This is a genomic window from Herbinix luporum (assembly GCF_900070325.1).
Classification (GTDB): domain Bacteria; phylum Bacillota; class Clostridia; order Lachnospirales; family Lachnospiraceae; genus Mobilitalea; species Mobilitalea luporum.
Window position 1 is genome coordinate 2,595,454 of record NZ_LN879430.1, and the last position, 13,899, is coordinate 2,609,352.

Below are 13,899 nucleotides of genomic sequence, written 5' to 3' on the forward strand. Positions count from 1 at the left end.
ACTTCTTTCTATAGCATGTGATAATATTTATATCACACTTTATTATAATCTGCAAGAAAGATTCTATGATAATAAATATATATCCTGCAACTATTCAAATATGATATATAGACTCAATAAAAAAGGATGCAACCTTTAGCAGTTACAATCCTTTTTTTGTAAAGTTGCCAACTTCTTATTTATCTTGCCAATTAAGTCTAGTTAATTATTGTATCAGTAATAAATAAAGTTAATTCCTTAGTTAGATCTTTCTCAATCCATGTATTTACTTTATCACCCTTTGCATCCTGTATTATACGAATTACAGGTCTTGTAGGACATTTTGGATTTTGTCTAAGCACTATTCCAATTTCATTTTTATTTGTGATAACCAATGAACCTATAGGGTATGCAGCAACAGAGGCGACAAATGCCTTAACCACCTCAAGATCAAACTTGACTTCTGCCTGACTTACTATAAAATCAATAGCATCATGTACTTTCATTTTTGGTAACAGATTACCATATACCCTGCTATCAAACTCGTCACAGACGGCAGCTATCTTACTTCCTATTTTGATTTTATTTCCCTTTAAATGAAAAGGATAGCCCGAACCGTCCAATCGCTCATGATGACTTATAATAATATCTTTAGATACAGGTGATAACCAATCCATTTTTTCTATAGCCGAATATCCATAGATAATATGCTTCTTTATTTCTTTTTGTTCTTTCTCTGAGCATTTATCCATAATAAGGTCACTGTAATCCATGGTAATATATGTAAAACCTATATCATGTAGAAGACAACCTATAGCTATATCCCTAATCATTTTCTTTGATAACTTTAACTTTATTGCTAATATTACTGAAAGGGCACATACATTCAATGAATGGGAATATGTCATTTCACTTTTATTTCTAATGGTAGATAAATTATAAATAACGTCTGGATTCTGCATGATATCATATATAATATCATCAGCAATTGTCGTAATTTCTTCTAATTCTTTATTTGAATGGTATGTATATTTACTTAGTATTTCTTTAACAGTCTCTAGACATTGCTTTTCAATTTGATGCTCAAGGCTATCGTCAAAAGTAATACCTTCACTAATATCATCTTCTACATAAATATACTCAATATTTAATGCCTTTAAACGGCTTATATATTCTTTTTTTACTATTGTTCCGGCTGTCATTAATACAGAATTATTCTCATTTAATATATCTTTAGCTAAACGTTCATATCCTTTTATAGAATCAACGGAAATAATTCTCATGCTTTTTCCTTTCAAATCTACTACATCTTTTACGTCTATTCCATAATTGTTTTATAATTTATAGCTTGGTTTAATGCTGACTTCTCCTCTTTTGATAATTCTAGGAATGACTCTCCTTTTATTATTTCTTTTAAATACGTATAACAACCCTCTCTACTACTATGGACAGAGTTTAAAATTATACCATCATTATTTTTATCAAGCAAGGCTATAACAAAACTTAATTTTCCACCCATTTCTTTAAAAGCATCATATTTTACAACACCTATTTTTTGAAAGGTTATTGTTAGATTTTCATTAATTTTTTCTATTTCTTGGTTAAGTTTCTTACTGTCTGATTTAAGTATATCAATATCTGTAAACTTTTCCCTTATTATTTCTTCCAAGCTTTCACCATTTGATCCCTGCATGAATTTTTTATATCTTTTTGTTAATTTTCTTTGTTTTGATATTAGAATAATATTGATAATAAATAATATTATAAGCATACAGGCAAGGCCTATGGTAATGTATATAATGTTTTCTTCAACCAATTCTAACCAGTACATTTTTTCCTCCGCAGTTCTTAGAATATTTATTATTTTAGATTATAAAACATGTCCATTATTCTTTCTAAATCCTCGTCAGAATAATATTCTATCTCTATCTTACCTTTGTTTTTGTTTTTTCTATGTATGGAAACCTTAGTACCGATAATATTCTTTAGTTTTTCCTCTAGGTTTTTATATATAAAGGAATCCTCGTTAGTTGATGCTGTCTCTTTTACAGCATTACCTTTTAACAACTTTTTGACTAACTTTTCAGTTTCTCTTACGCTTAATTTTTCATTATATATCCTACAAGCTGTTCCATATTGTAAATTTGGATCTTCCAAAGGTAATAATGCCCTGGCATGTCCATTGGATATATGATTATCTATAAGCATTTGCTGGACTCTATGGTCTAGCTTTAATAAACGCAAAGAATTTGTTATGGCAGTTCTACTTTTAGAAACTCTTTCAGCCACTTCTTCTTGCTTCAAATTAAATTCTTGAATTAATCTTTGGTACGCATGTGCTTCCTCTATAGGATTTAAATCCTCTCTTTGAATATTCTCAATTAGAGCTATTTCTACAATTTCCTGTGGACTATAATCTTTTATAATTACAGGAACTTCTTTTAATCCCGCAAGCCTAGCTGCCCTCCACCTTCTTTCACCGGCTATAATTTCATAATACCGATCTCTTTTTTGTACAATTAAAGGCTGTATTACTCCATATTGCTTTATGGATTCAGCTAATTCTTGAAGGGCTTCTTCATCAAATTTTTTTCGTGGCTGTGATTTGTTAGGCTCTATCTCATGAATAGGCACTAATGTTTCACGTGAAACATTATCTTTACCAGATGACTCTGATTCAGAAATCCTTGCCGGTATCATAATATCTAGTCCTTTTCCCAGTCCTCTTCTAATAGCAGACATTTTATCCTCCCTTATTATTTTAAACAAGTTCAATTTTTTTTCAATATTCTTATTATAGTATATATATTAAAAATTTATATGAATATCAAATCAAACTATACTACATTAATATATTATCTTATTTACCCTATTATCTTAATATCAGTTATATTTATCATTTTCAATCACTTCATCAGCTAATTGCCTATAACCATCTGCCCCTGCTGATTTTGAATCGTAGATATTAATAGGTAAACCGTGACTAGGGGCTTCAGCTAACCGTACATTTCTCGGTATAATTGTTTTATAGATATTATGATTAAGGTTTTCTTTGACGTTTTCAACAACCTGTAATGAAAGATTAGTACGAGCATCAAACATAGTAAAAACAACACCTTCAATTTTCAAGGATGGATTTAATCTCTTTTTTACTAAGTTTATTGTATGCATCAGTTGAGTTAATCCTTCCAAAGCATAGAATTCACATTGAATTGGAACCAGAATTGAATCTGCAGTAGTCATTGCATTAACTGTCAGTGTACTTAATGAAGGGGGACAATCAATAATAATAAAATCATAATCATCCTTTATCCTATCTATATGGCTCTTTAATATATATTCCCTATCCTCTATACCTATTAATTCGATTTCAGCTCCTGCCAAGTTTACGTTAGAAGGTAAAATATCTAAGTTCTCAAATTCGGTATTAATCAGACATTCATTAAAAGTACTATCACCTATCATCATATGATAAATTGTTTTTTCTAAATTAATTTTATCTATTCCTAATCCACTTGTTGTATTTCCCTGAGGATCAATATCTATCGCCAAAACTTTTTTTTCTCTTTCAGCTAGACATGCCGATAAATTTATTGCTGTTGTTGTTTTACCGACTCCTCCTTTTTGATTGGCGATTGCAATTACCCTTCCCATTTTTACACCGTCCTTCTAAACATTTAAATTAATTTATAAACTTGTAGAAAATCATGTTTTGATTATAACATTATTAATATTATATATCTACATACAATATTAAAATAGACTTTAATTTAAAGAATAATTAATTTATTTGTAAAGGATCGTATTTTAAAATATGTGTTTTTATAAAATGTTTCACGTGAAACATGAATAATTTTATATTATTATGACATATTCATACCTCTCATATTTAACCCGTCTATAGTTTAGTATTAAAATAAAATCATATTTTTATTTTTGTGAATTGCTAAGAATAATGATGTTCAAAGCTAATGGATAGGGTACTTATAGAATTATACTAAGATATATAAATACTAATTATTTATAAAAGCCAAATTAGATATGATAAAAATATATGCTGTATTATTTAAGTAACAAATTTATTTATACGATAACTTTATTAAAAATATAAGGTAGAAACCTTATAAGTCAGTACGTGATTTATTTATGATAAAATTTAAAAAGATAAGACAAACCACCGGTCTATCCGGTGGCCTTAACTAGAATATATCAACTATATTATGTTTTATTGCATATACAGCAGCCTGGGTTCTATCAGAAACATTTATTTTTCTAAAAATATTAGATACATGATTTTTAACGGTTTTTTCACTGATGCTAAGAGTATAAGCTATCTCCTTATTGAATAATCCTTCAGCCAGTAATTTTAAAACTTCTAATTCTCTTCTGGTTAGAGAATTTTCAATTAAACTGGCATTAGATGCTTTTTCATCCATCCGCCTTTTTAATATTGGCCTTAATTCCGGTTGGATATAAGTATCACCATTTAAAACTGTAAAAATAGCTTTCTTTAAAACTGAAGAACTAGAATCTTTTAATACATAACCGTCTACACCAAATTCGACAGCCTTAATAAGATATTCTACCTCATTATGAATAGTTAATATTAAGATTTTTATCTTTGATTTCTTTTCTCTTAAATGCTGTAATACTTTTAAACCATTTATATTAGGCATATTAATATCCAATAAAAGTACATCTGTTATACTATCATCTAATGTTTCTATACATTCTCGCCCATTACCAGCCTCAGCTACTACCTTTATATCACCATCTAATTCTAGTATCTGTTTAATTCCTTCCCTGACCATAGAATGATCATCGGCAATCATTATATTAATTGGTTTGCTCATCACTCTTCCCCTTCACTTATCGTTATAGGTACTTTAACAGTAACAATTGTTCCTTTATTTATGTTTGATTCTATATTTATCTTACCCGATAATAGATTTACCCGTTCCTTCATAAAGGATAATCCATAACCGGTATAATTGTCATTCTTTATATTTTGCTTTAACTCAGTATCAAAACCTTTGCCGTCATCCTTTACCGATATATTAATATATTTTTCATTGTAAAATATATTTATCTCTATGGATTTTGCCTCTGCATGTTTTATTGCATTATTACAAGCTTCCTGTATTATGCGAAATATTGACAAATTTACAATGCCTAATATATCTTTCTTTTCTTCATTATAATTAAAACTAACCTTTATATCATGATTCATCATCAACTGATTAATAAATCTTTCAACGGTTGTTATCAGACCCAAATCCTCCAAGGACATAGGATTTAAATTATAAATTATTTCTCTAATTTCACCGATAACTTCTTTTATGGTATTAGTCATGGTTATCAGTTCAAGCCTTGTCCGTACAGGATCCATATCTACTAACCTAGTACATAATTCAATTTTATGTATTAAGCTAGATAGTATCTGTATGGTTGAATCATGAAGATCTCTGGCTATTCTCTGCCTATCTTGTTCTTGTATTTTTAAATATTTATGATCTGAATTACAGTATAATTGCTTTTTTTCCTCTAGAAAAGCCCTTATCCTCTTAAATTGCATAATATCATATTTTAGACTTTCCTCTTTATGTGTAAGCCTATTTATATCCTCTTCTATTTCTGCAATTTCTAATTTTAATTCTTCAATATTAATACCCTTATAACTAGTCGGAAACAATAAGCTGTCTTTATTTGATATGCATAGAAAACTAGCAGCTTCTTTCTCAGATAATTTATTCAAATATGATTTTCTTTTATCCTTAACTAGTTTTAAATTATTCTCATATTCTTTAATTAGTCCACTAACAAAATTCTTTAATTTATCGGTATCCTCTAGAAAAATGTCACTGTCATACATTGTCAAAATCTCCTTCATATAAAGAATAATATATGGTATTCTTTTATCATAATTATCCTAACATGAAGCAGAAATAATATCAAATTCATAAGATACTTTTTTATTATAATATAATATTTTTCCATAATTAAAAAGTCATTTTTTAAATTATTTTTGATTTACTATTTATGGCAGCAACTTAATGCTTGGTTATTATATTTCATTATAATATCTTTTTCATTATAATTAATATAATCTTTCATATTTTCTACCGGATAATCAAATCCTATTTTCTTAAATATTTCAACTAAAGCTTTAGGAATTATAGCATAAATATTAGGAATAGATAAGTTTTTAGCTTTATCAATTAAAATTCGAAGTATCATATCCCCATATTTTTTATTCCTATAGGTCTTTTTAACAGCTATCCATTTTATATAAGCCCTATCATTAATAATCTCAAGTCTTCCGCTTGCAATAGCTTTATCCTCTTTTAAGCCATCATATAGTATTACATGAAAAACCTCTTGATTTGAAATATCTAAAACAAGTTTCTCATCATATTCTAACTCATTAACAAATACCTCACGAAGTATTTGACTAACCTCATCATATCTCTCCTTATTTGAAACTAATTTTGCAAATACCACTTAAAGTTCTCCTTTCAATAGATTTATAAAGGTTCCTTTGATGGTTTACCGGCTGTTCTTGGATATTTATTTGGTGTTATATTATTTTTTTTAATAATTATAAAGGATCTGTTTATATCTGTAAAAGGCAGGGTAAATTCCTTTGTTTCCATAACTTTTCCCCCAAGAACCTTAATTGCCTTTGAAGCTTCTTCCAATTCTTCAGAAATATTACCTGATTTATAAGCAATAAACAATCCCTCTTTTTTTACAAAAGGAAGACAATATTCCGATAAGGTTGATAATTTTGCTACTGCCCTTGAAGTACTTATATCAAAGCTTTCTCGGTAATCTTTTTCTCTTCCATAATCCTCAGCCCGTCCATGGATAGCTATTATATTATCTAAATCTAGCTCCTTAATTACTTCATTTAAAAAACGAACCCGTTTATTAAGAGAATCCATTAAAACAACTTTAGTATTTGGAAATGCTATTTTTAAAGGTACCCCAGGAAATCCTGCCCCTGTACCTAAATCTAGTATTTTTTCATTACTAGGCCTATATACCTTAACCATGGATAAACTGTCGACAAAATGTTTGTTAATTACTTCCATAAAATCAGTAATTGATGTAAGGTTCATAAGCTTATTCCAATGAATAAGGAGTTCATAATACTTTATAAACTGCTCAATCTGATAATCACTAAGATTTATTTTAAGTTCGGATAAAGCCTTCTCAAACTCTTCAATTCCTAATTTTTTATCATAATCCATATACTATACCCCTTATAAAATCAAATATTTATTTTTTGTTGTTACTTTTATGTTGCATCATATATACCAATAGTACAGATATATCTGCCGGGGATACTCCCGATATCCTTGATGCTTGACCTATAGATATAGGTTTGAATTTTTCTAATTTTTGTCTTGCCTCAATTCTTAATCCTGATATTTTACTATAATCAATATCTTCAGGTATTTTCTTATTTTCCATCTTCTTAAATTGCTCAACTTGTCTTTGCTGTCTTAGTATATAACCTTCATATTTTATATTAATATTAATTTGTTCAATTACATCTTTAGGTAAATCTTTTCTTTCCGGGTCAATACTTTCTAACAACTCATAATTTAATTCCGGTCTTCTTATTAACTCAGCCAAGGTTGCAGCTGTGGTCAATGGTGTACTATTAAGACTTTTTAATAACTCTTGGACCTTACTGTTAGCCCCTATTACTGTTTTTTCTAATCGTTTTATCTCTTTGTCTATACTTTCTTCTTTCTTTAGCAATGCCTGATAACGTTCCTCATCAATTAAGCCGATTTTATATCCAATTTTTGTAAGTCTAAGATCTGCATTATCTTGTCTTAGAAGTAATCTATATTCAGCCCTTGATGTCATCATACGATAAGGTTCCATAGTTTCCTTAGTTATCAAATCATCTATCAATACACCTATATAAGCCTGGGATCGATCTAAAATAAGTGGTTCCCTTCCTAAAATTTTCATGGCAGCATTTATTCCTGCAATAAGGCCCTGTGCGGCAGCTTCCTCATATCCGGAACTTCCGTTAAACTGTCCTGCACTAAATAAGCCTTCTATATTTTTAATTTCTAAGGTAGGCTTAAGTTGTGAAGGATTTATACAATCGTATTCAATTGCGTAAGCATTTCTTACAATATTAGCATTCTCAAGTCCCGGTACCGATCTATACATCTGTACTTGAACATCTTCAGGCAGGGAACTAGACATTCCGGATATATACATTTCATTGGTATAATTTCCTTCCGGTTCGATAAATACCTGATGCCTATCTTTATCGGCAAAACGAACCACCTTATCTTCAATGGAAGGACAATATCTGGCCCCTGTTCCTTTAATATCTCCGGTGTATAGGGGAGATCTGTCTATGTTGGCCCTAATTATTTCATGGGTCTTAGCTGTTGTATAGGTAAGCCAACATGAAACCTGTTCCCTTTTTATATCCTCAGCTTTATTTGTAAAGGAAAAGGGTACTATGTTTTCATCTCCCTTTTGCTCTTCCATTTTTGAAAAATCAATACTTCTTTTATCAATCCTTGCAGGAGTCCCTGTCTTAAATCTTAACATTTCAATTCCTAGTTTTTTTAAAGATTCTGTAAGATATAAGGCAGACTGAAGTCCGTCCGGTCCGGTTAAGTGTACCGTATCACCATATATACATCTTGAATTCAAATAAGTTCCCGTACAAATTATTACCGCTTTACAAGGATATATGGATCCTGAATAGGTCTTTACTCCGACTACTTTATTATCTTCTGTTATAATATCTACTATTTCAGCTTGTCTTAGAGTTAAGTTGGGGGTATTTTCAATTACCTTTCTCATACTATTAGAATATTCTTTCTTATCAGCCTGTGCCCTTAAAGAATGTACAGCAGGTCCTTTAGATAAATTTAACATCCTAGACTGAATATAGGTTTTATCGATATTCTTACCCATCTCTCCCCCTAAGGCATCTATTTCTCTGACCAAATGGCCTTTAGAAGTTCCTCCAATATTTGGATTACAGGGCATCATTGCCACACTGTCAATACTTACAGTAAATATAATAGTTTTTAATGATAACCTGGCACAGGCTAAAGCCGCCTCACATCCTGCATGACCGGCTCCTATCACAACTACGTCATAATCTTCGTATACGTATGACATATATCCTTTCCCTTTCTATTTAAACAAAATTATAGATAAATTTTTATTTTCCCATGCAAAACTCACTAAATATCATATTAATTAAATCTTCTTCTACATTTTCACCCAGAATTTTTCCAAGCTCATCATAAGCAGCCATTAAATCAATAGAATAAAAATCTTCAGGCATACCATCATTGATGCTCTTTCTTACCATATTAAGGGCATCAAGTGCCGATTTAAATGCCTCAATATGCCTTTGATTGGTAATAAAGATATCTTCATTTATGGTAATTTCACCTTTAAAGAATAAGTCTTTTATTAAATTCTCCAACTGATCTAATCCGGTATATTCAATAAAAGAGGTACTGATGATGGGATTTGATGTCTTCTTTTTAATATCTTCTGCAGAAATTTTTGATGGTAAATCACTTTTATTTAACAATAATATAGCCTTTTTATCTTTTATTAAAGAAAAAATAAGTTCATCATTTTCATCCAGAGGTGCTGAAGAATCGATTACATAAATTATAAGATCGGCTTCCTGTGCTACATTAATTGCTTTTTTTACTCCAATTTTTTCTACAATATCATCTGTATTACGTATTCCCGCTGTATCGATTATATTTAAAGTAATTTCATTTAACTGTATTGTTTCTTCAAGAGTATCCCTGGTAGTCCCTGCTATATCCGTAACTATAGCCCTATCTTCCCTTACTAAAATATTTAAGAGACTTGATTTACCTGCATTAGGCTTTCCTAATATAACTGTCTTAATCCCCTCTGTTATTAACCTACCATTTTTTGAACTTGAAATTAATTTTTCTAAGTCTTCACAATACTTATCTAGTTTTACTAATAATTCATCACTAAAACCGTCTATACTAATGTGTTCGGGATCGTCTAAAGCTGCTTCTATAAAAGCCATATCCCTTAAAATTCCATCCCTAAGTGTTTGTATAATTTCTAATTCTCTTCCCTTTAACTGATTAATAGAATTTTTAAGAGCAAGTTCATTCTTAGCATTTATAATATCACATACGGCTTCTGCTTGCGATAAGTCAATTCTACCATTTAAAAAAGCCCTTTTTGTAAATTCCCCCGGCTCTGCCAGCCTTACTCCATGTTTTAATACGGTCTCTAGAATTTTTCTTGTAACTACAACTCCACCATGACAATTTATTTCTACTACATTTTCTCTTGTATATGTGGAAGGGGCTTTCATAAGGGTAACCATAACTTCATCTATTATCTGATTTTCATCTACTATATATCCATAATGAATTGTATGACTATTTTCTGTGGACAATAGTTTGTTTTTTTTCTTAGACTGATATATTTTATCAATTACATTAAATGCCTCATCTCCGCTTATTCGTATAATACTAATTCCTCCACTGCTTGCACCGGTTGCAATAGCAGCAATTGTATCTGTTTTCATAAAATCTCCTCCTTTCATCCTACATGATTAAAAAGGTGTCTTAAAGTAAAGTCTACTTTTAAGACACCCCTTCTTACCATATTTGGTTCATTTATACATTTTCATTTGAAACAGCATTTTTTTTACTTTCCTTGTACTCCCTATAATCCTTTTTATAGTCTCTGCTATAATTTCTAGAATTATCTTTTCCATACTTATAAGGTCTGCTATCTCGATTAGATCTTTTATAACTTATAACAACCTTTCTATATGGATCTTCCCCTTCAGAATATGTTTCAACATATTTGTCATTTTGCAAGGCTGAATGAATAATTCTTCTTTCATAAGGATTCATAGGTTCTAAGGTAACAGATCTTCTGGTTTTTTTAACCTTGCTAGATATATTCCTTGCCAGATTTTCAAGGGTTTCTTTACGTCTTGCCCTATAATTTTCTGTGTCCAGTTTTACTTTAATATATTTTTCAGTGTTTTTATTTATAACCAGACTTACAAGGTATTGAAGGGAATCTAAGGTTTGTCCTCTTTTACCTATTAGCACACCCATATCTTGACCTTCAAGATTTATATCCAATATTTCATTTTCTTTATCTAAAGTTATATTAATACTTGCATCAACTTTCATTGCCTTAAGTACTTTTTCTAAAAACTCCCTTGCGGTATTTTCCACACTAACTTTAAGCCTAACTTTTATCTTAGCCGGTTTGCTGAATATACCTAAAAATCCGGAGGTTTCTTTTTCAATAACTTCATATTCAAGATTATCTGCAGTAGTACCTATCTCCAACATGGCATTAGTTAATGCTTCATCTACAGTTTTTGCAGTAAATTCTTTCCAATCCATTATTTATCCCCCTTTTCTACTTTCCTGTGTTTCAGAATATTTGCTATCTCAGATATACTTGCTGGATTGTAAGAACTTTCACCATTTTCTGCATCTTGGTCTATGTCCATAGTTCCATTTTGATTATCCATGGTCTTATCTGAAACACTTTCAATTGACTTGGTCTGCTTTTTCGCTAACTCTTGAATAGAAGGTTCTCCGGCAGGCTTAGCTTTCATATATTTCTTACTGGCTTTTTCCTGGCTCTTTTCAACTAATTCGTCTAAATCCATGCTATCTAAATATTTATTAACAAAAAATTGCTGAATTATAGATATAGTACTATTAGCAATCCAATATAAACCTACACCTATTGGAAGCATTAAACAAAAAAATCCAGACATAATCGGCATAACAACATTCATAGAAGACATAGGATTAGGTACATTATCTTTTGAATTTGTCTTAACATTTAACTGTTTACTTTGAACAAACTGCAATCCCATTGATAATAAAGGAATAATTATAGATATTGATTTCCAACTGGGGGTATTGGTTATACTTAAGCCAAATAAATTATTAGCATTCATAATGCTTCTTATGGCATTATCAGCATCTGAACTTAGACCGGCATCAAGTAATAATTTCCACTGTGAAGTGTTAAATGCAGCTAAAGATTTTATAATATTATTTAAGTTAGAAAGATCTAGTTTTTCATAGTTTAATGCTATATCAGACAAAACTTCAATTCCACGAGTTTCTATGGCTGTTCCTACTATTGTATAGTAATCCCTAATAGCACTTACATATTCAGGAATATTATTTATCACCCTATATAAGGCAAACATTATAGGCAATGTTATAAGCATTGGCAAACAACCGGCTGTTTGGTTAGTTCCGTACCTTGCATATACAGCTTGAGTCTCTGCCTGTAATTTTCTCATTGATGCTTCGTCTTTTTTTCCCTTATATTTTTCTTGTATCTTTTGAATCTCCGGTGTTATTATTGCCTGTAATCTAGAAAATTTCTGTTGTTTAATTGTTAAGGGAAGCATTAATGTTTTTGTAATGAATGTAAATACTATAATAGATAACCCTATATTCTCTATACCGAATAAATTAAAAAAATTATAAATTGCATTCATTATTAAACCTAACAAGCTTGCAATTGGGTTCACTATTTTGCCGAATAAAAATATAACTTCCAATTTAAATCCTCCTTGGGGACGCTGATTGTAATAAAATTTCATCAGCATTTTTTAAGGCACCGGATCATATCCTCCCTTATGAAAAGGATGACATCTTAAAATACGCCTAACTGCCAAATACATTCCTTTTACTGCTCCATACTTTTCTAATGCTTCTATTGCATATGATGAACAAGTCGGAGTATATTTACAAACGGAAGTTCTTTTAAGAGGCGATATAAATTTCTTATAAAGACCTATTATAAAAATGAGAATTTTCTTAATCACTTTTTTTCCTTCTTTTAATTAAAAAACTATCTTAAGATTCATGCCTTATCAATATACCATGTAATTTCATAAGGTGTAATAATGAACTCTCTATTTCGAAGTAATTCTTTCCCTTGGCACCTATTCTAGCGACAACTACTATGTCTATTCCTTCTAATACGCTATCCTCATTTAATCGATAGCTTTCTCTAATAAGCCGGGTAATTCTGTGCCTTATAACACTGTTCCCTACTTTTTTACTTACCGATATTCCTAACCTATTTTCATTTGATCCGTTCTTTTTTATATACATAACCAAATTTTTGTTTGCGTATGATTTACCGGTACTATAGATTATTCTAAAATCTACATTCTTTTTTATCGATTTAGTCTTCTTCATTTTTATCCATAACCATTATTCTGATAATAATACACTTATACAATTTTTTTCTATTTTCTTAGTTTCACTTATAGAAGAAAAGGTCACAATATTGCGACCTGATTTTAAAAAATTAAGCTGATAGCTTCTTTCTTCCTTTTGCTCTTCTAGCAGCTAGCACTTTTCTTCCTCCTGCTGTGCTCATTCTGGCTCTGAAACCGTGTACCCTTGATCTTTTTCTTTTCTTGGGTTGGTAAGTCATTTTCATATCTACGCACCTCCTTTAGCTGTACCGGCGCTCCATATAAGACGAGCTTAATCTAAATTTTTCAATTTTGGAATATCACGTCTATTATATTCTCATTCAAGTGGAACGTCAAGTGGTTATTTTGTAGATAACTTTTTACTTCACCTACCTTTTAACTGTGTTTCTTCCTATTTATATATGTGTTTTTGTGATTTTGTTGATAATTTTGATGTTTTTGTGGATAAGTTGTTGTTTTATTTTTATTAATGTGTAGTTTTTTTATATTTTATCCTCATTATACTATTGTTAATATTGTTTTTTTATTTATCCCCTTTTCCACAAGTCTAAAAAGTTAGTCATATAATAACCATTGAAAAATTAGTAAAATTGTTATAATATATTAATATGTGAGTATCTATGGAGGCTATA

At 30.1% G+C, this 13,899-nt stretch carries 15 protein-coding genes; all 15 read right to left on the minus strand.

The window, feature by feature from the left end:
- Positions 1–197: 197 nt before the first annotated feature.
- The 15 genes from SD1D_RS11995 to rpmH all read right to left on the minus strand — a co-directional run bounded on the left by SD1D_RS11995 (position 198) and on the right by rpmH (position 13,491).
- On the minus strand, positions 198–1,262 hold the full coding sequence (locus tag SD1D_RS11995; protein ID WP_058259131.1) for an HD-GYP domain-containing protein: 1,065 nt from the start codon (positions 1,260–1,262) through the stop codon (positions 198–200).
- Between the two features lie 35 nt (positions 1,263–1,297).
- On the minus strand, positions 1,298–1,810 hold the full coding sequence (locus SD1D_RS12000) for a DUF4446 family protein (protein WP_058259132.1): 513 nt from the start codon (positions 1,808–1,810) through the stop codon (positions 1,298–1,300).
- A gap of 29 nt (positions 1,811–1,839) precedes the next feature.
- Positions 1,840–2,721 (minus strand): ParB/RepB/Spo0J family partition protein, encoded by an 882-nt coding sequence (locus SD1D_RS12005; protein ID WP_058259133.1) that lies wholly within the window; start codon positions 2,719–2,721, stop codon positions 1,840–1,842.
- Positions 2,722–2,862: 141 nt separating this feature from the next.
- Positions 2,863–3,633 (minus strand): ParA family protein, encoded by a 771-nt coding sequence (locus SD1D_RS12010; RefSeq protein ID WP_058259134.1) that lies wholly within the window; start codon positions 3,631–3,633, stop codon positions 2,863–2,865.
- Positions 3,634–4,178: 545 nt separating this feature from the next.
- Positions 4,179–4,832: a response regulator gene (locus tag SD1D_RS12015; RefSeq protein WP_058259135.1), complete on the minus strand. Its 654-nt coding sequence runs from the start codon at positions 4,830–4,832 to the stop codon at positions 4,179–4,181.
- Positions 4,832–5,851, minus strand: coding sequence for a sensor histidine kinase (locus SD1D_RS12020; protein ID WP_058259136.1), 1,020 nt, complete (start codon positions 5,849–5,851; stop codon positions 4,832–4,834). The genes SD1D_RS12015 and SD1D_RS12020 overlap by 1 nt, the downstream gene beginning before the upstream one ends.
- A 161-nt stretch (positions 5,852–6,012) precedes the next feature.
- Positions 6,013–6,480 carry a GNAT family N-acetyltransferase gene (locus SD1D_RS12025; protein ID WP_058259137.1) on the minus strand — a complete coding sequence of 156 codons (468 nt, stop codon included), beginning with the start codon at positions 6,478–6,480 and terminating at the stop codon, positions 6,013–6,015.
- A 23-nt stretch (positions 6,481–6,503) separates the two neighbouring features.
- A complete protein-coding gene (gene rsmG, locus SD1D_RS12030) occupies positions 6,504–7,232 on the minus strand; it encodes a 16S rRNA (guanine(527)-N(7))-methyltransferase RsmG (protein WP_058259138.1) in 729 nt (242 codons plus the stop codon).
- Between the two features lie 28 nt (positions 7,233–7,260).
- Positions 7,261–9,150 carry a tRNA uridine-5-carboxymethylaminomethyl(34) synthesis enzyme MnmG gene (gene mnmG / locus SD1D_RS12035; RefSeq protein WP_058259139.1) on the minus strand — a complete coding sequence of 630 codons (1,890 nt, stop codon included), beginning with the start codon at positions 9,148–9,150 and terminating at the stop codon, positions 7,261–7,263.
- A gap of 43 nt (positions 9,151–9,193) precedes the next feature.
- Positions 9,194–10,570 carry a tRNA uridine-5-carboxymethylaminomethyl(34) synthesis GTPase MnmE gene (mnmE, locus tag SD1D_RS12040; protein WP_058259140.1) on the minus strand — a complete coding sequence of 459 codons (1,377 nt, stop codon included), beginning with the start codon at positions 10,568–10,570 and terminating at the stop codon, positions 9,194–9,196.
- Between the two features lie 91 nt (positions 10,571–10,661).
- Positions 10,662–11,411 (minus strand): RNA-binding cell elongation regulator Jag/EloR, encoded by a 750-nt coding sequence (jag, locus tag SD1D_RS12045; protein WP_058259141.1) that lies wholly within the window; start codon positions 11,409–11,411, stop codon positions 10,662–10,664.
- Positions 11,411–12,598 (minus strand): YidC/Oxa1 family membrane protein insertase, encoded by a 1,188-nt coding sequence (locus SD1D_RS12050; RefSeq protein ID WP_058259142.1) that lies wholly within the window; start codon positions 12,596–12,598, stop codon positions 11,411–11,413. The genes jag and SD1D_RS12050 overlap by 1 nt, the downstream gene beginning before the upstream one ends.
- Before the next feature lie 51 nt (positions 12,599–12,649).
- Positions 12,650–12,865: a membrane protein insertion efficiency factor YidD gene (yidD, locus tag SD1D_RS12055; protein ID WP_058259143.1), complete on the minus strand. Its 216-nt coding sequence runs from the start codon at positions 12,863–12,865 to the stop codon at positions 12,650–12,652.
- 31 nt (positions 12,866–12,896) lie between these two features.
- Positions 12,897–13,244, minus strand: coding sequence for a ribonuclease P protein component (gene rnpA, locus SD1D_RS12060; RefSeq protein ID WP_058259144.1), 348 nt, complete (start codon positions 13,242–13,244; stop codon positions 12,897–12,899).
- 112 nt (positions 13,245–13,356) lie between these two features.
- The gene (gene rpmH, locus SD1D_RS12065) at positions 13,357–13,491 is read right to left on the minus strand and encodes a 50S ribosomal protein L34 (protein ID WP_058259145.1); all 135 of its coding nucleotides are present in this window, start codon (positions 13,489–13,491) and stop codon (positions 13,357–13,359) included.
- Positions 13,492–13,899: the final 408 nt, after the last annotated feature.

Coding starts and splice junctions, on each gene's coding strand:
- SD1D_RS12015 (WP_058259135.1), bottom strand. CDS start 4,832: ATGAGCAAACCAATTAATATAATGATTGCCGATGATCATTCTATGGTC.
- SD1D_RS11995 (WP_058259131.1), bottom strand. CDS start 1,262: ATGAGAATTATTTCCGTTGATTCTATAAAAGGATATGAACGTTTAGCT.
- rpmH (WP_058259145.1), bottom strand. CDS start 13,491: ATGAAAATGACTTACCAACCCAAGAAAAGAAAAAGATCAAGGGTACAC.
- mnmE (WP_058259140.1), bottom strand. CDS start 10,570: ATGAAAACAGATACAATTGCTGCTATTGCAACCGGTGCAAGCAGTGGA.
- mnmG (WP_058259139.1), bottom strand. CDS start 9,150: ATGTCATACGTATACGAAGATTATGACGTAGTTGTGATAGGAGCCGGT.
- SD1D_RS12020 (WP_058259136.1), bottom strand. CDS start 5,851: ATGTATGACAGTGACATTTTTCTAGAGGATACCGATAAATTAAAGAAT.
- SD1D_RS12000 (WP_058259132.1), bottom strand. CDS start 1,810: ATGTACTGGTTAGAATTGGTTGAAGAAAACATTATATACATTACCATA.
- SD1D_RS12005 (WP_058259133.1), bottom strand. CDS start 2,721: ATGTCTGCTATTAGAAGAGGACTGGGAAAAGGACTAGATATTATGATA.
- rsmG (WP_058259138.1), bottom strand. CDS start 7,232: ATGGATTATGATAAAAAATTAGGAATTGAAGAGTTTGAGAAGGCTTTA.
- jag (WP_058259141.1), bottom strand. CDS start 11,411: ATGGATTGGAAAGAATTTACTGCAAAAACTGTAGATGAAGCATTAACT.
- SD1D_RS12010 (WP_058259134.1), bottom strand. CDS start 3,633: ATGGGAAGGGTAATTGCAATCGCCAATCAAAAAGGAGGAGTCGGTAAA.
- rnpA (WP_058259144.1), bottom strand. CDS start 13,244: ATGAAGAAGACTAAATCGATAAAAAAGAATGTAGATTTTAGAATAATC.